Source organism: Parvibaculum sp. (assembly GCF_039973015.1).
Taxonomy (GTDB): Bacteria; Pseudomonadota; Alphaproteobacteria; order Parvibaculales; family Parvibaculaceae; genus Parvibaculum.
In genome coordinates, this window is record NZ_JBDWLT010000008.1 from 59,723 (window position 1) to 76,940 (window position 17,218).

Annotated in this window: 9 protein-coding genes; 2 read left to right on the top strand and 7 right to left on the bottom strand. The window is 53.3% G+C overall.

Annotated features, from left to right (window positions below; translation table 11 throughout):
* Positions 1 to 137: 137 nt before the first annotated feature.
* Entirely contained in the window at positions 138 to 1,433 is a 1,296-nt protein-coding gene (locus tag ABJO61_RS06490) for an L-fuconate dehydratase (RefSeq protein ID WP_348324305.1), read from the top strand.
* A gap of 50 nt (positions 1,434 to 1,483) precedes the next feature.
* On the opposite strand, the gene ABJO61_RS06495 is transcribed toward ABJO61_RS06490, so the two are convergent.
* The 7 genes from ABJO61_RS06495 to ABJO61_RS06525 form a co-directional block, all read right to left on the bottom strand.
* Entirely contained in the window at positions 1,484 to 3,916 is a 2,433-nt protein-coding gene (locus ABJO61_RS06495; RefSeq protein ID WP_348324303.1) for a glycosyltransferase, read from the bottom strand.
* 93 nt (positions 3,917 to 4,009) lie between these two features.
* Complete coding sequence (locus tag ABJO61_RS06500; protein ID WP_348324302.1) at positions 4,010 to 4,732, bottom strand: methyltransferase domain-containing protein; 723 nt, start codon at positions 4,730 to 4,732, stop codon at positions 4,010 to 4,012.
* Positions 4,733 to 4,775: 43 nt separating this feature from the next.
* Complete coding sequence (locus ABJO61_RS06505; RefSeq protein WP_348324300.1) at positions 4,776 to 5,630, bottom strand: hypothetical protein; 855 nt, start codon at positions 5,628 to 5,630, stop codon at positions 4,776 to 4,778.
* A 218-nt stretch (positions 5,631 to 5,848) separates the two neighbouring features.
* Positions 5,849 to 6,535: a class I SAM-dependent methyltransferase gene (locus ABJO61_RS06510; protein ID WP_348324298.1), complete on the bottom strand. Its 687-nt coding sequence runs from the start codon at positions 6,533 to 6,535 to the stop codon at positions 5,849 to 5,851.
* A 64-nt stretch (positions 6,536 to 6,599) separates the two neighbouring features.
* A complete protein-coding gene (locus ABJO61_RS06515) occupies positions 6,600 to 7,508 on the bottom strand; it encodes a hypothetical protein (protein WP_348348367.1) in 909 nt (302 codons plus the stop codon).
* Between the two features lie 163 nt (positions 7,509 to 7,671).
* Complete coding sequence (locus ABJO61_RS06520) at positions 7,672 to 8,460, bottom strand: sulfotransferase (protein ID WP_348324294.1); 789 nt, start codon at positions 8,458 to 8,460, stop codon at positions 7,672 to 7,674.
* 31 nt (positions 8,461 to 8,491) lie between these two features.
* Positions 8,492 to 16,291 (bottom strand): alginate lyase family protein, encoded by a 7,800-nt coding sequence (locus ABJO61_RS06525; protein ID WP_348324292.1) that lies wholly within the window; start codon positions 16,289 to 16,291, stop codon positions 8,492 to 8,494.
* A gap of 344 nt (positions 16,292 to 16,635) precedes the next feature.
* Here ABJO61_RS06525 and rfbC point away from each other — a divergent pair, with 344 nt between their 5' ends.
* The gene (rfbC, locus tag ABJO61_RS06530) at positions 16,636 to 17,205 is read left to right on the top strand and encodes a dTDP-4-dehydrorhamnose 3,5-epimerase (RefSeq protein WP_348324290.1); all 570 of its coding nucleotides are present in this window, start codon (positions 16,636 to 16,638) and stop codon (positions 17,203 to 17,205) included.
* Positions 17,206 to 17,218 lie beyond the last annotated feature (13 nt).

Genomic DNA, 17,218 nt, shown 5'->3' on the forward strand with positions numbered 1-17,218 from the left:
TTCTCAAGCTCGTTGACCATAAAGTTTTATATATGATAACTGAATTATACATATAAAACACCTCTCTCCGCCGCGCTATCTATTGCGCATGCATCCGCAACACAGCGGCGGACCGACCTTAACAGAAGGGATTTTCGGTGATCGAACAAATCCGGATCAAGGGATGGCGGACATCCGATATCCGTTTTCCGACGTCGAGCGGGCGTCACGGCTCCGACGCGATGAATGCCGATCCGGACTACTCAGCTGCCTATCTCGTGCTTGAGACGGACCATCCCGGCCTTGAGGGACACGGCCTCACTTTCACCATCGGGCGTGGTAACGATCTCTGCACGGCGGCAATCGACATGCTGACGGAACGAATTGCCGGAATGACACTCGGAGATATCGTTTCCGACATGGCTGCCTTCTGGCGCTTCGTCACGGGTGATTCACAGCTGCGTTGGCTCGGTCCTGACAAAGGAGTGATGCATCTCGCAACCGGCGCGCTCATAAATGCGGTCTGGGACCTTTGGGCAAAAGCCGAGGGAAAGCCAGTCTGGCAACTCGTCACAGACATGGCACCTTCGGAACTTCTTCGCTGCATCGACTTCCGCTATCTCACAAACGCTCTCACGCCGGAAGAAGCACTTGGGATTCTGGAGCACGCTGAAGAAGGCAAAAACGTCCGCCGCGAAAGATTGCTCGCAGAAGGCTATCCCGCCTACACGACGTCCGCCGGTTGGCTCGGCTATGACGATGAAACCATCGGACGCCTTGCAAGGCAGGCCTATGCGAAGGGCTGGCGCCACTTCAAGCTGAAAGTTGGACGGGACCTTGCCGACGATATTCGCCGCGCGACTCTTCTGCGCGACGCGGTAGGCCCGGATGCGAAGCTGATGATGGACGCCAACCAGGTTTGGGAAGTCAGCGAAGCCATCGAGTGGATGAATGAGCTCGCGCGTTTCAACCCCTGGTTTATCGAGGAACCAACATCACCAGACGATATCGTTGCGCATTGTGAAATTCGCAAGGCCATCTCACCGGTGAAAGTGGCGACAGGCGAAATGTGCCAGAACCGCATTGTCTTCAAGCAATTCATGCAGATGGATGCACTCGACATTGTGCAGATCGACGCCGCACGCGTTGGCGGGCTGAGCGAAAATCTCGCTATCATGCTGATGGCAGCAAAATTCGGGAAACCCGTCTGCCCCCATGCGGGTGGCGTCGGGCTTTGCGAGTATGTACAACACCTGTCAATGATCGACTATTTGTCTATCTCCGGAACGCATGAGGGCCGGGTCGCCGAATATGTCGATCATCTGCACGAGCACTTCGTTACACCCTGCATTGTCGAAAATGGACACTACATGGCGCCTCGCGAACCGGGCTTCAGCATTGAGATGAAATCCTATTCCATTCGTGAGTTCCTTTACCAAGAGCGGGTGAAATAACAATCTTTAGACTGATAATTGTGCAACCATCGGCCTGATTAGCCCTGCTTTTATTCGGGTGTCGGACCAGCTCTCTTCGCCATATCGGAGGAGAGCTGTCCGTAGATATCAAAATAGGCATCACTCATGGCGCGGCAACTATTCTCACGAACGGCGCGCCTCTGCCACTCAATCACCTGAGACACTTTCTCCTCCTGCCTTTCCGGGTGTCGACGTAATTCCCGCAAGAAATTGGCAAGCGAGAGAGAAGACATTTCAACAAGCCACCCTGCCCCGCTCTCCCTTATACGCTCGCCCACCGCGCCAACATCAAAACCAACAACCGGGACACCTGCCGCCCAAAGTTCCGTCAAAGTATGACAATAAGTTTCCGGCCAAATCGACAAGACAGCACCTAGATGGGGTCGGATGGCATCGATCTTGTCTACAACCTCATCACGTAGATAAGGCCCGTGGACCTGAACATGTTGCGGAAGGACAATGTCACCGGAAACCGTGCCAAGCACGTGGATTTCGATATTTTCCGAGGGAGCGAGCTTCGCAAGAGCTTCAAGAAGTCGCCCCCCTTTTGCGATGGATATCCCCCCGAGCAGCAGCAGCCGAAGAGGTTCATGTTGAACGATGGGTGCGCTGGCGGTCCCGAATCTCTCAAAATCCCGACCATGCGGAATGACGCCAAAACTCCTTTCAGCAAGGAAAGGGAAACTATCAACCACAAGCCTTCGCGCATGCTCGGATGTCGTGATGAAAGCGTCGCATTTTTCAAGCGCGCTCCGCATGTTGGCGCGCCAATCGAAGACTGCCTCGTTCTTTAGTGGAGGGAAGTTTTCACTGTCCCAGAGTTCCACGCGACACTCACCGGGCGTAGCCGTGCATCGGCCTGCGCAGTGGACATTACTTTCGTCGAGCAGCTTCACCGTCGGGCAGACCGAATAAAAATCGTGGAAGGAGAATACGACAGGAATGCCAAGTACCTTGGCTACATCGGCAATACCAAGCCCATGCCATGCGATATGGCGAATATGCACGAGGTCGATCGCATACCGAACCAGCCAGCCTGCCACTGCTTCATCATAGGCAGAGCTGCGATGAGGAAACGCCTCGACAGGCGTGCGGAGAACCTGTTTTTCAAGCTCAACCAGGACTTCGCCATCGAAGAAAGAAATGGAGATTGCCGATCCGTTGCTGTGTAACACGAAACATTCCACGCGGCCGGAAAGCGCCGTCATCAAATCCTGGTTCGTCTGCGGTATTCCCCCTTGTTTCGTCGATAGGACAAAGAGGGCACGGGGCATGATGCAAGACGGGTTGGCGACTGCCGTCTGCGTTGCTCTGCGTATTAATACGTCACTTGCAGGAGCATTTCCGATTTCTTGCTTCTTCCACTCGTCAGAAAGCAGAACCGTTGCATCGTCGACAACGCACCCCCATCCGCGCTGCGCCGCTCGTTCGACAAGCCCGGCAAGAGCGGCATGAGGGTCGCGCGGGGGTGCGTCGTCCCTGCCGGTCTCACCACCTCTATCTATCTCACCCAGACACTGCCTGCGGATATAGAGCGCCGCGAACGGGCCAGTCGACGCGGAAGGATATTTACGCGGGGATGACTGCGTAACGGCCCGGGCAACAGCCGAGGGCTCTCCTCCTGCGAACTCCGTTCCCATCGCGACAGCGACACCCGTTTTATCGTCACGGAATGCTGCGATCCGCATGTTACGCATCCACCCAGGCGCGCCGGCGAAGGCCGGGTCGAGCACCAGCAGATCGGCTGCACCAGCGATTTGCGCACCCGTCTTGATCATACCGGCGGCGCCCAACTCGTTTGCGTTTTCGTGAAATTCGAGACCCGGAAAGTCTTTAGTCAACTCACGAAGTTCCGTGGCAAATCCCGCAGCAGCCTCATCAAACACAATGAGTACCCTGGCGGCAAAACCTCTAGCCGACCTTAACGACGTTAAACACCGCTCAATGCGGACCTCTCCACTGCAGAGTGGGATTATCAGCGCAGGGGGAAGGGTGGCGGCCATTCTTTCGATCGTATTCATGCGCAGCATTATTGGCGGATGGTCTTTGGTAATCTCTTCCCACCACGGCACATAATGTCTTGGACGAACTGGGCTCAGCCCCACCTTTCTGCCATATCTCAAAAAATGCACGAGGGGATTGAGGGAAAAAAGCGACACATCTGGATGCGCTTTGACGTACCACGCCGTACTGAAGGAGGGGCCGGGATCGCGAAGCTCACTGGCACCAAAATCAAGGTAGTGAAGAACCGGGTCCACACGGTTGATCGCCACATCCGGATATTCGGCAGCATACCAAGCTGCATCGAAGAGCCCCGAGCATTCGATCATTGAAAGCTGGCGCGCTTTTTCACGGTCAAAAACATGGAGCAGGATGCGGCTTAGGACGGCCCGCAGATACTTCAGTACGCCGAGACCGCGAGTGAATTTCTGTCCTGCGCCGCTGTTACCATCTCCAGGCACGACGATGTTTCCCCATGTGCAAAACCGCTCCCATGCGTTCGACTGACACGATGGCCTTTCGGCTGGAGACAACAATGGCGCATCGACGAATATTCAAGTAGCGGTTTTCAACCTCAGGTCATCCTTGCTCAGTATCAGAACGGTATTGGGGGTGAATCCTGTCCAGGCTTTTTGCGGAATGTTGGCTTGGCGCAAACGCTCGGCTCCGAAGCGGGCCTTTGCATCAAATTCCGCGGGCAGACTGACAATCGAACCCAGATGGGCGTGCCTGTCCTCGGCCCCAAAGCGCCTAACGTGGTCGTGCTGGCCGAACCGCCGCGTTCTTTCTTCATCCGAAATATCCTGAAAGCACTCATCATATTTTCCTCGCCCAAAGGGAATAATGCAGATTTGCTTCCCGGCCGGCTTCAGCATCCGATGCAGATGGAAAAGCGTGTAGGCAAAATTGCAGGGCACGTGCTCCATTACGTGAGAGTGGATAATGAGATCGTATTCTCCGGATAGCTGCGCGTCGAGATCACAGAGATCGAGCTTGATGATGTTCTCGACAAACTTGTAACGCTTTGGGTTGATGTCCGAGCAGACGTAATTTTCCGGCGTCAGCAGTTTGCTCAGTTTTCGATAGAGCCCGCGTTCGGGTGCAAGATGAAGAACCCGCGTGTCAGGACGGAAATCAACCTCCTGCAAATACATCCAAAGGAGTCGCGTACGCTCGACCGAGCGGCAGCTCCTGCATTTGACCTTTGGTCGCGACTTGACGTCCTCGAACTCTGTGCCGCCACAGAGATTACATTTGATTTCAGACGCAGCCAGCATTTTCCATCCTACGAAAGAGAGACGTTGTCTCAAAATCCGGACCTCAAATGTGAGGTATTCGACGTAACCGAGCTCTTCTCTTTTTTACATAAGCGAGCTGTTTCTCCAGTTCATTCCCGAGCCCTCCAAAATAAGCGGTGGCATCACGCCGTTCTGCTATTTCAAAAGCGTCTGCGTCAAATTTTCGGCGTGGAACAAGACCCAGATCAACCATCGCATTATGAATTTCTATCGGCCGTAGCGTATACGTTGGACTATTCGGTCTTTTCTTTCCCGAACGGCTTGCCATTCGGAAGATAGAATCTCGGCTCGCTAAAACATGAAACTCCGCTCTTGGAAAAATGTGTGGCGTGAAAATATCTACTCCGTTAGCACGCCGAGGAATCATGAATATCTTTCCTCTTATTTTCGCAGTTAATTCGATCGGATAAATACTACTTCCTTCGGCGAATACTATACGTTCAGCGTTTTGAATTATTGAAACCTGATGATGAATATCAAATTCTTCTGGTCGAACATACTCGAAGCCATTGCCGGTTAAGAGATCAGCAAAATAGCTTTCGCCCATGAGCGTCCCCTTCTGAATTAGATGAGTGCGACCATAATAAACATTTCGGGGAGTGTGATTTACGCGCTTGATCGGCAGCTTTTCCAGATGAGGCATGTACCAATCTGCGGGACCAGACTTCAGAATGCTTCCGGGTTCGGCAAATTCCAATTGTTCGAAAACCATCGGCTCGCTGACGATCACGATATGATGTCGTTCCAGTCCAAAGATAGAAACGATATCGTAGAACCAGTCTGGGACCGCCTGTTCACGGCCTTTCAGGTAAGCAAAAACAACACCATCATGCCGCTGAGGATCAAACGCCCAAAGCCTTATGATCGAGTCAACCAATACATGTCCAAAATGGATCTTGAGTGGCCCCCCGTAAAGATACCTTCCTCTTCTCTGTTCCGAGATGTTTTCATACTCTTCGGGCGAAGGAAATGAGTCGATCGGCTCCTTACCTTTGCCCCTTCGTACTCTCCCATGTTTTGGAACTTGTGCGTGGTCTGGCCCCCCTACCCAAGCCTTCCGGTAAGGAAGAATGAGGACGTCACGCCTAGTTTCGATCACACACCCATCCCCAACTTGATTTCATCAAGGATTTTTTGAAAAGAAGCGAGACGAAATATCTGCTGCTCATTTACTAAATTTTCGAATGACTTTTCGCCGACATCACGGATTGTACGCTCATCGACTCGAGGTCTTCTCTTCCTCCAGACAACTGTCTGCCCATGGTTTTCAAGTATCGTCCTATGCTCCATCTGCTGCATAAACGTATCTAGAAAATAAATGCATCGGTACACATCGCCCATCCAGCTTTTTTGCTGGGAACCCGTGTAGCGGCGCACCTGGCGGAAGGTATTTCGGTCCGGAATCGAGGCAAGGTGAGTGGGAGGTCGAACGTCATCTATAAGAATGACGCCATTTTCATCCAAATAGAAAATGGCGTTGAACAAATCCCTTAAAGTCTGTTCTGACGTATGCAGACCATCAAGATAAATGACGTGAAACTTATCGTCAGGCCCAATGATCGAGCCAAAATACTCATCGCTTGTTACCTCATGATACTCAGCGTTGGGATGAGTATCCTTTGCGACCTTTAAATCGAACTTAAAATCGGGATCTACCGCTACCTTCCGGGGAGCGATGACACTATGAAAGGTGACACCTTTGCTAACACCAACTTCCAGATAACTTGGCTGATCAAATAACGAGAGTAAGCCTTGTACGGCCTGGTCTCTGCGAATAGCCATTTATGTCCTCCGCATCTTTTGCGTCAAACTCAATTCAGCAATTATCCGACTGACATTTCACCAACTACTTTGAGCGTTTTCCAGCGCGAGCTTTCTTGTCCAGCCGCGCCAACGCCGCTATAGCCTTTATGGCTATCTCCCCGGTCTTTCGAGGGTCGAGGTCAACCGGCCCAGGAGGTTCTGCCTCCCTAGAGGAGAAGGCCGACGCTTCCCACCACTGCGCATCGCCAGAGATCCCTTCCCTGATTTCCTCATCGACCAGTGAGAGCAGTACCTTGTTGTCTTCCCGAAAGAAGTCGATCAAGTCTGAAACTATCTTGCTTTCCAACACCCAAGGGGCGGAACCGTTTCCGCCAACACGGTTTCTTTCCAAAACGAAATCGATCCCCGCGCCAAGTTTTTCGGCGCGGGTCTTTCTGTACTTCTGGAAGAGACGCAACGTACCTGCATCGAGCGTGACATTGCTCTTCCTCTGTGTGGCCATAAAGGGAAGGTCTGCGCCGAGCATTTCATAGAAACTTTCGACGACGTTGCGTGATACCGGAAAAACAGTGACATTGCGCACGGCGGGAACCTCATTCCATTTGGCTACCGTTTCCGCCCACAGGCCACTTTTCTTGAACTTGTTCGCCCAGACGGGAAACTCCTTGCCACTCCAGGCTCCCCATTGCCACCAGGATGAGTTTATCCAAGGCACCTGAGGGCGCACAAAAATAACAATATGAGGCGTCAGACCTAGTTTCTCGAAGACTTTACGATCCGAGAACCTGGCACTTTCATTGATCCAGCCTTCGTAGGAAAATACTGGTGTGACCCCCTCGTCAGCGATGGCCTTAAGTCGGGAAGCCAGAACGGGGACAGCTTCTTCAGAAAAGAAATCCCTAACCGAAACCGAGGAGGTATAGCCAAAGGCACTCTTCTTCGCTTCAGCGAGGCATTCCTCTCCGCGCTTAAGAATGCCTTCTTTCTTCAAACTCACATATTCGTATCGCGTACCTTCGCGCGAATAGAACACAGGCTCCTTGCTGAGGACCGACTGGAGCGAGCTGCTGCCGCACTTGCCCGCTCCGACATGCATAATACAGGGAAGCATATACCCTCAATTCGCCTTTGAAACCGAATGCAACGACGCGTCGCTAACCAGACTGATCGCAACACAGCTTTTGGAACTCTGTGTGTAGAGCGGGCCGAGAGAGAAGATAGGCCTCCTCTTCATTCGTCAGCGCTTCCCGTCTGGGATTGGCGGAAACATTCACCGTCTGGTTCTTCGCCCCCATACCGGCAAGGTAAGTGCGCAAATCCTCTTTGAGGTCGAGGTCCAGTTTCTCGATGATGTTCTTATCGAGATACCCAAAACCATATTTGATGTGGTCGTCGAGGTTAAACAACAGCACCCGGTCTGGCGCCGCCTGCTTGATCTTACGGTAGTGCTCTACGGATTTCAGATAGTCATCCGCCACCATCTCGATTGTACGGTCCGGCCAACGCGAGCTGATCGACAGATAGTTATCGACAAAATTTCTCACGCAGTAGACATAGACTGCCTTCTGGTCTGCGAGGTGTTTCTCGTAGAAATCGAAATAGAACTCATTGTTCGGACGCTTGTATCCGTAATAGCGGCAATCAGGCGAAGGGTTCAATCTCCTGGACTGAGTAGTATTGGCCCACATAGCATAAATCAGGTCTCTCTTCTTTTCCGTCCACGCCTGATACTCGCGCACTCGCCGGGGGTTCTCCCACTTGGCGGCACCTCTATAATATTTCTCCGACTCCTGAATGAACTTAACGAGCGATCTCATAACGGGGTTCGGAATTTCACCCTGGATCGTCACATCATCAAACGAGTTCAACACTTCGGTCAGGTACCGCGTTCCCGCGCGCTGGCGCCCAACGACGATCAGTGGAGTTACGTTCTTCAGATACATATTCGCATTTCTTTTTAAGCGAGCCATAGAACTAATCCGCGACGAGAGCGGCATCCCGCATCTCCACCCCACCGTAGCTACCGATGTTCCAGAACGGCCGGATGCCATCATGAGGGAAATAAAGCGGTTTGACCTCATATGGGGATGTTGCCAGCGGCGCGACGTCCAGGCTTGTTTCGAAGCGCTCCCGCGCGGCAAACCAGATCGGCAAGAATCTTTCGTCGTCAAATTTGTCGATCTGCTCATAGGGCCAAGGCTTACCTGCGTGGTCCAGCAACCAGCGGGTAGCGCTTTTCAACCCTGCACCTTCCGGTGTGCTGTAGTTCCACAAATCCACCCCCCAACGCGTCCCGAGCTCAGCCAGATTGACCCAGCTCTGCAGATTAAAGCAGCAGTAATGTGCTGTCGTCTTACGCTTCAACTCATCGGGCTGGGCGCCTTCGGGCGTAAACTGCTGCGCTATACGAGACTGCGCCCGGGCGAGAGTATCATACAAAACACCTCTCTCTCCGATGAAGGCGGCAATTGCGGCAACCTGCAAATCGTAGCAAGTTCCGTGATTGTTTTCCGCCGTGCGTTCGGCCTTGCCTTGGCGCGAAGACAGCAACCATTTCAGATAGGTACCAAGCCAATCCCGGAATGCGTCACTGCTGGCGGAGGCCAACGCCCCCGCTTCCTCTATCAGCCTGACGGCATCGAGATAGTAGTACATGTCTTTCATCTCGATCAGACCCGTGGGCGCGCCTTCATTCCCATCATGCCCCATGCGAACCTGGCCGTATTTCAGGTGAGGCTTCATGCGCGTGTCCCTATTTACAAAGAACCGCTCAAGAATTTTCGCTCCGTGGTCGGCGTATCGCTTCTCCCCGAAAACCTTCGACGCAAGTGCCAATGTGAAAGAGTCATCAAAAACACGTTGCAGGCGCGTTCGATCGTATTTCTCGCTATCGGGGTCGTACATGCCGGTGCCGGGAACCCGCTCGCCATCCTTGCGAATGTAGGGCAGTCCATCGGGCTTTTTCGGATCAGGCCACCAATAAGGCGCAGGATGCCAATAGTCCTGTCTGTTTCCGCTCGGAGGCAACGTCGTCTTGTCCGTGACGGAATAGAGGCCTCGAGAAAGTGCCTCCTCGGAAGCGCGGCGCAACGCCTCCGCAACCGGAGAGATCTCCGGCAGACGGCGGCCTGCAACCTCTCGCGCAACCACATCCGACCGAAGCGAAACGCATCTCGATTCCGCCGCCTCGCTCAGGGTTGCATCCAGCGTCTGCAATGTCTCCAGAACCGCGTCGGCTCTCGCCACATGCCTTCTTTCGGCGCCGCCGACGTCTTGTGTTTCCAGTTCTTCAACGCCGGAAAACATACGCGCAACCCACCCCGCCACACCGAACTGTCGGGCCTCCCGGGAGACCGGCCTGCGCTCCCTGTCCCAAGCATCGTCCTTGTATTCGTCCCATTTCCCGGCAATCTGGAGTCGCCAGAAAAGTTCCACCTTCGGTCGCCTGCCGTAGCAGAAGTCCTCGTCAAAGCTTTCCGCAGCATCCTTCCGGAAGAGAACCTGAGGCTCTTCGCGAGGCTCCGCAGCAAAGGCGTCAGAGAGCAAAGCCTCGTTTGACGTCACACGCGTCATCGGCACGACAAAATATTTCAGATGTGCGTTCTGAATAACATTCGAACACAATTCGTCCCACGCAGTTTGCGTAAAGAAGCAATTCCCGTCGAAGGGGAGAATCCACTTCGCTTTTTCCCGACCACTTTTCAGCGCAAGGTTACGGGCACCATTGTTATTCATCACGTAGTTGTTCTTGAGCCGGTAGAGAGCCATCCGAAGCCTTTGCCTGCGCAACGGCTCAAACGAATTGATATATCTGGCCGTGAGCAGGTCCGGCCTGCTCATGGCTGACATATCGAACCCTATACGCCGGTATTCCTCTGGATCGAATGGCACAACCTCATAGGAAGCACCGGATGCATCGAGAAGATCCACAATCTTTCTTTTCTCAGAGGGATCGACAATACGGTTGACGATATAGCGCTTCTCGCACCCAGGAAGCTCCTTCTCATTCTCGAGAATGAACTTGAGGTTCTGTCTGGATTGCCCGAGAGCGTGGCGCGGGTGAAGATCGTTGCCGATGATGCGATAGAGTACAAACTTGTCTTCCTCGCGATCTAATCCCCTCTCGATATATTCCTTCTTCAGCCTCTCAAGCTCCTCCTGCGACAACCGTTCGCGATAGAAAGCGGACGCAGCGGGAGCTCCAGACGCCCCCTCGCTCTCCGGTGAGCCGGCAGAATCCCATTTCACGAAGTAGGCAGAGGCCAATGGCTCCAGCTTATCGAGAGGCGCCAGCCCGTCGAAGCCCGACCGGAACCGCTGGTGAAACAGCGTCTTGTCCTCCGGCACATTTTCCTTGAACACCTTTTTTGCGTCGTTCTCGAGCAGCAAGCAACGAGGATCATAATCCAGCTGATCCGTCACTCGCGCGATTACCGTCAATTCGTTGTCGGCCTTGTGGGCGCGATAGCCGGGAAACAAAACAGCCCCCCCGTAAAGCGACCTGACCCAATCGAGGCGAACCATTCCGAAAGCGGCTACCCGTCCTCGCCATTTTCCGCAATTGAAGGCGAGCAACCCCTTACCGGTCTCCTCCATCCGGCTATGCGCTTCCTTGAGCCAATCGACACCACCAAAAGAATCTTCAGCAAGATACACAACGTATTTCACTCTAAGCCGAGAAACAGTCTCATTCAGAGTACGAATGAACCCCTGCCTGACAGTATCATCAACGATGAAGAATTTAGCTTCGATACCAGACCTGTTCATAAGCAAGCGGGCCGTGCTCAACGCCTTATGCTGGTCTATGCATGGCATGACGACCGCAATTCCGTTCGGATCGTCCCACGACAGCTCCTCGACGTCGGTAACGTCAACGAGATGGATTGAATCATCGGACGGTGAATAGGGCTCGCCGTCCCGCGCACGAATTTTCCGAAGATTGAGGTATTCGTCCTTGTAGGGCTTGACCTCAGGCCAGCGAAACCGCGCATCGAAGCTCTTGTGAAAGCGTTCGTAAAACAGGTCCCGATCCTCAGGTGTCCAATTTGCGTGTCCCCCGCCCTCTTCGTTGTACGATGTTTTCTTCTCATCTATCTCCACCAGGACGCAATCTGGATTGTAGATAAACTCGTCCTGGATCCGCGCAATAACGGTCAGTTCATTGTCAGCCTTGTGTGATTTGTATCCTTCGAAGAAAATCGTCCCCCCATAGACACCTCTGCTCCAGTCACTACGAACCATCCCGAAAGCAGCTATGCGGCCGTCCCACTTCCCGCAATTGAAAGCTAAAAGCCCCTTGCCGGATTTCTCCATAGTCTCGTGAGCTGTCTTCAACCAATCCGTGCCCGCAAAAGCGTCTTCCGCCAAGTATACGAGATACTTTACCTCCAGCCGGGCAGCGACATCGTTCAGGGTATGTATGAATCCCTGTCGCAGCGTATCTAATGCAATGAAGACTGTCGTTTTCATTCCCGCGCGGCGCACCAGCAGGCGCGCCGTCTGAAGGGCGCGACCAGCATCGATACTGGGCATGACGATGGCAATGCCTTCAGCATCGCGATGCCGAAGGCGCCCAATGTTCCGAACATCGATTATCTCAATCGAAGAATCTTCTTCGGCCGTTCCAAGATCAGGTGCTGCAGGGCCCAACGCTTCAGCAATAGTTTGTGAACGAACAACCGGGACACTCACCAGGTCATGTCTTTCCGATCCGGTGATCAAATCCGAAACTTCGCCCGTCTGCCTCCTGTAAAACTCATTGAAGCGGTCAAGGAATGCTTTGGCCGCAGGAAGCGGTCCTCTCACCTCACGCAAAGCACGATAAGCCGTGAGAAAAAAATTAGACCGTGCCGCCGGATAGGAAAACTGGCGGCGAAAGAGCTTGCCACTCGCTTCGCGCATCCTCTCCGTCTTTTCGGGATCATCAAATATTTCGCAGACGACTTTCTTCATTGCGTCCCAGTCGCCGAAAGGAACCAGACGCAAATATCCTTGCCGTGCCAAGTCGCCGAGATCCGAAATATCGTTAGCGATAATGGAAGGCCCCATAGCAAAAGCATCGGTCGCCTTATAGGGCATCTGATAGTGACTGGCGGGCACCTCCGGATCGAGCCACAAGATGACAAGGTCTGCTGCCAGATTGATGCGAGCCATCGCCTCCCGATCTTGCGGCGGCATGACCTTCACCCGCTCGCCATATTTGTCGACAAGCTTCTTTTGATCCGGAGTCGGACGCGAACCGACAAAAAGAAGCTTGTAGCGTGGGTCGTCCAGCCTCTCCACGAGTTCCACAAGCTCGTATATGCCTTTGTGTTTGCGCAGCAAACCGCCAAACAGAATTACTCGATCATCCGGACCTATTCCAAGATCACGCCTCACCTTGGCGCGGTCATAAGACTTCGGATCGTAAACCCTTTCATCCTTCAGATTGCGCATATAGAGGCAATTGCCTCCGAAATGCGCGTCGATATTCTTATTGTGGGTGAGAAGAACCGGAAGCTGCTTCGCTATCGGGTCCATGATACTCGACCAAAGGTCTCCGTATGGGGAAGCGAGATTCTTGTCCGCGAGATCGGCGCTTTCAAATTCCGCCTCGGTATGACGGTCTTCACTCTTCGGCGAGCTTACAACTGTTTCCAGGTCGTTGATCTCTAGGACAATAGGTGTACCGCGAAGTGCGTTGACCAACAAGGCAACACCAAGACTCGGCAAGCGTGGCTTCACGACATAAATCAGATCGCCATCGATTGCATCGACCGCCCGCTTCATCGAATCGAAGAAGTCTGGAAAGTCCGTGCCCGGCAGATATATCGTTTCGAATTTAGGCTCCACGCCTTTCAGTGGTGGAAATATTTCCTCTTCGAAAAACCTGAATGAAACGAGCTGAACCTCGTATTCTTCGCTCAAAGCCTCCGCCAAGGCGAAAGGCTTCGAGAAATGGTTTCGGCACATATCCCACGACAGTATCGTGACTTTTTTTACGGGACGTATGGAAGCCTCGGGCAAACCTCTTTCGATATAGCCTGCAACGCTATTGTTTATGATCGAAACGCAAGATTCGTCTGCCTGCTGCGCTGTAGTGATCTGATTGAGGCTTTCATTTCTCTGGTAGAGCGCGAGGGGCTCCTCAACAAACAAGGGGTCTCGAAGCCAGGTATATTTGATTATCAGGTCGTAGTCCTGACGGCGTGTAAGCCGATCGTCGAATCCTCCGAAACAATCATATAGCTCTCTTCGGTGAACAAACGTATTCAGGTCAATGAAGTTCTTCATCAGCAAGCGCTCATGGTCGAACGGCTTTGCCGAATAGTCCTTTATAGAGTTCACACCCTCTCTATCCACTTGGTAGTCAATATAGCTAGAGCGTGCGGATGAGCTTCCTGGCCGCTCAAGCAAAGCAAGAACCAACCGCGAAAGAAAAGAGGGGTGCCAGCAATTATCGCTATCGAGATAAGCGATCAGGTCGCCCCTTGCGCGCGCCAGTCCTCTGTTGCGCGCCGCCGCCGCACCCGACTTGGGAAGACTCAAATAGCGAATTCGATTCCGATCGAACCGCTTGATAACATCTGCCGTATTGTCGGTGCTGCCGTCATCACAAATGATCAGTTCCCAATTGGAATAACTCTGATCGAGTACACTCTGAATTGCCTCTTCTATTATGGCGGCCCGATTGAAGGTCGGCATAATTATGCTGACAAGTGGCTTTTCTTGATAATTTTCTAGGCGCGCAACCGCGTCGCGAAGCTTCGCCTCGCTCCGCTCGAAAGCTTTGGCAAAATCCGCGGGAAAGCCGTCAGATAAGACCTGTCGCAATTTCCGGCCAAAGATACCCGCCTGAACGTCTGGATGAAGAACGCGTTGAACAAGCTCTCGTCCTGCGTCCTTTCCGCCTTTGTTCGACCAAACCTGTTCGCTACCAAACGCTCCGCCTACGATCTTTCCCGACTGCACTGCGTGTATGAGGGGGTTCGTGCGACCCGCAAGTTCCGGATGTTCCTTCAAATAAGCAGCCGTGTTGAACCAACGGCTCGGGTCACGCCCCTCTTCTGCGCCATGTAACAGATAGTGCTCGAGAGGGTTTAGCCCCGCTTCGGCAACATCAGAATATTGGCTCAGATACCATTGCGCGTCGAACGCCGGGTGAGGTTGCCGCCCCTCATGACCTCCCGATACCAAGAAATGTTCGAGCGGATTGAGCCCCGCGTCCGCGACATCCGGGTTTCGCTCGAGATACATTTCCGTATTGAAAAGGGAATGTGGATCGCGCCCCTCCGAGGCACCAAAAATCAGGTAGTGGGTTTCCGGAGCCATACCGCTTTGGGCAACATCAGGATTTTTTTCAAGATACCACTCTGCATCGAAGAGTGGTGATGCTTCTAGACGCTTCTGACGCCACGCTAGGCTGACCCCCTCTCCGACAAGCGGCAGAGACCAAAGCAACGACAGCGAAAACCTTTCCGCCTGCTGCAGCCTTTTCTTGACTCCGTTCACCCCTGTTGCCCCGGATGCTGCGTCTGAAGCCAACCTCTCATCCATCTTGGCCAAGGTCGCATTTCGGGGACGGTTCCAGATATTTCCTCTCCACAGCCTGGCCGCGAGCCATCCGCTCAACGGGCGCAGCCTCGCCAGATCGTCCAGCAGAACCTGGGCTAATCGCTCGAACTGCGTTTCCGACTTCTCTGTGGCCGCAAGTTTTTTTTGATAAACTTCATTTTGCCGTTCTTGGCGAGCCAATGCTTCCTTCAGCGCTTTCTCTTTTTCTCTCTGCTTTTCACCTTCGGACTGCAGTATCCTTATCCGGTGAAGCGCTTCGCTGCGCTCCCTCTTGTATTCTCCAGCCCTTTCCTGGCTCGCTTCGAGCCTTTCCTTGACTGTGCGGTTCATCTCGCGCAAAGCCGAGAGCGTTTCTTCGTCTGCCTCGAACTCTCTCAATATGGTCGAAGCGCGATTTGAAAGACGCGGCAGTTCAGAGAAATTTCTTCTACGAGAGAGATTTCCCCACAGTTCGGTTTGCTCCGGCGACAGAAGCGCAAGGTCCTCGTCGCCGCTTGCTCGCTCACGACGAAGCGATCCCTGCACGGATTGTATCGCTGCCTCCAGATTGAGGCCTCGGACACCTCTTTCAGCGAGCTCACTTGCCAGCTTCCCGAGCGTTTCCTCCGGCACGGTAACGAGGTCATCATAGTCGACGAACAGATGATCGAGGTGCAATCCGTATCGAAGCGCCGAAACAGTATAAGCCTCCCAGAGGGCGAGCCCTCCCTGAAGCCGAAACCCATTTCTCCGTCGGAGAGATTTCGCAATTTCAACAGGGTGTCTGGTGACGTAGATGACCAGAGGATCAGCTAACGCACTCTGAAATATCGGCAGGAGGAGGCAAAGGCGCGGCTCCTTGAGTGCCCAAGTGCCTTGTTCATTCAGTTCCGAGAGCAATTTTCGTATGGCCGGCCGGGCCTTCTGAACGATGTCGAAATTGATATTGTCGGGATCAAAATTGCTGATCTTCCACCAATCGGCACCCGAGTTGTGGAGAAGCATATCGCATATCTCGCGCGCGTCGCGCCGTTCGAAAAAGCCCTTCTGGTTTTGCCAGTTCGTAGGGGTCAATTCCTCCTCGTCGCCAACATGAACCCCCATGCTCGCGAGCGCGCCCGTCAACGCGGAAGTTCCGGACCGATGCATTCCGAGGACCACGATTTGACGATTGCTCCTCGTTCTCCCTGCCTCCTCGCTTGGCAAGGTGCCTGTCTGCATTTCTTCGCCGTCATTATTCATAAAGCGACTCTGACAATTTCTTGCACGTATGGACCTGCGGACGCAGCCGTCTTTCAAAGATGCAACACGAAACGCAACCGCCTCTTCGGCGGTGCGTATGTCCTTACCAACTCTAAGGCTGTGTTACCCTCTGTTCCCCCAAGGGAATTTATCAATCGAATGATCAAATCTTCAATAGCCGGATGCCCCCAAGTATCAACGAGTTTAGCTTGACCTCTCTATAAGGGTAAGCGAAAGATCGGCGAGCAAAATGCTCTAGCCGCGCTCAAGTTTGACGCTGCGAAGGTACTGAGTTTTTCTCATCGGGCTATAATCCTTACCCTGACGTGGATGCCTTTTTACTAATGATCGAATGCATTCCTACAGTAATTCCTGCCGTAAAAGTGTTGATTCCACGGCGTCATGGCGATGCGCGGGGTTATTTCAGCGAAACCTTCAATCGGCGCGCCATGGCCGATGCGGGCGTCGATCTCGATTTTCTGCAGGACAATGAGTCACTCTCGGCCATGACGGGCACGATCCGGGGATTACATTTCCAGAACCCTCCCTTTGAACAGACAAAGCTTGTTCGAGTGCTGACAGGCGCGATATTGGATGTGGCTGTCGATCTGCGTGCGAACTCTCCCACCTATGGGAAACATGTCGGTGTCCGGCTGAGCGCAGAGGAAGGTAACCAACTCCTGGTACCTGCGGGATTCGCCCACGGGTTCTGCACACTTACCCCCAACACACGCGTTTTTTACAAGGTTGATCGCTATTACTCGGCGGCTCATGATGCGGGCTTGTTCTGGAACGATCCGGATATCGGAATTGAATGGCCGGTCGCCGACGCCGATGCGGTCCTTTCGGAGAAGGACATGCACCTACCGGCCTTTGCCGACTTCAAAAGCCCGTTTACGTTCCAGGGCGCGTGATTCCGGCGGATGT

Bases quoted from the DNA above. Each gene is read 5' to 3' on its own strand.
- ABJO61_RS06510 (WP_348324298.1), bottom strand. From the start codon at position 6,535: ATGGCTATTCGCAGAGACCAGGCCGTACAAGGCTTACTCTCGTTATTT.
- ABJO61_RS06520 (WP_348324294.1), bottom strand. From the start codon at position 8,460: ATGTATCTGAAGAACGTAACTCCACTGATCGTCGTTGGGCGCCAGCGC.
- rfbC (WP_348324290.1), top strand. From the start codon at position 16,636: ATGATCGAATGCATTCCTACAGTAATTCCTGCCGTAAAAGTGTTGATT.
- ABJO61_RS06500 (WP_348324302.1), bottom strand. From the start codon at position 4,732: ATGCTGGCTGCGTCTGAAATCAAATGTAATCTCTGTGGCGGCACAGAG.
- ABJO61_RS06525 (WP_348324292.1), bottom strand. From the start codon at position 16,291: ATGAATAATGACGGCGAAGAAATGCAGACAGGCACCTTGCCAAGCGAG.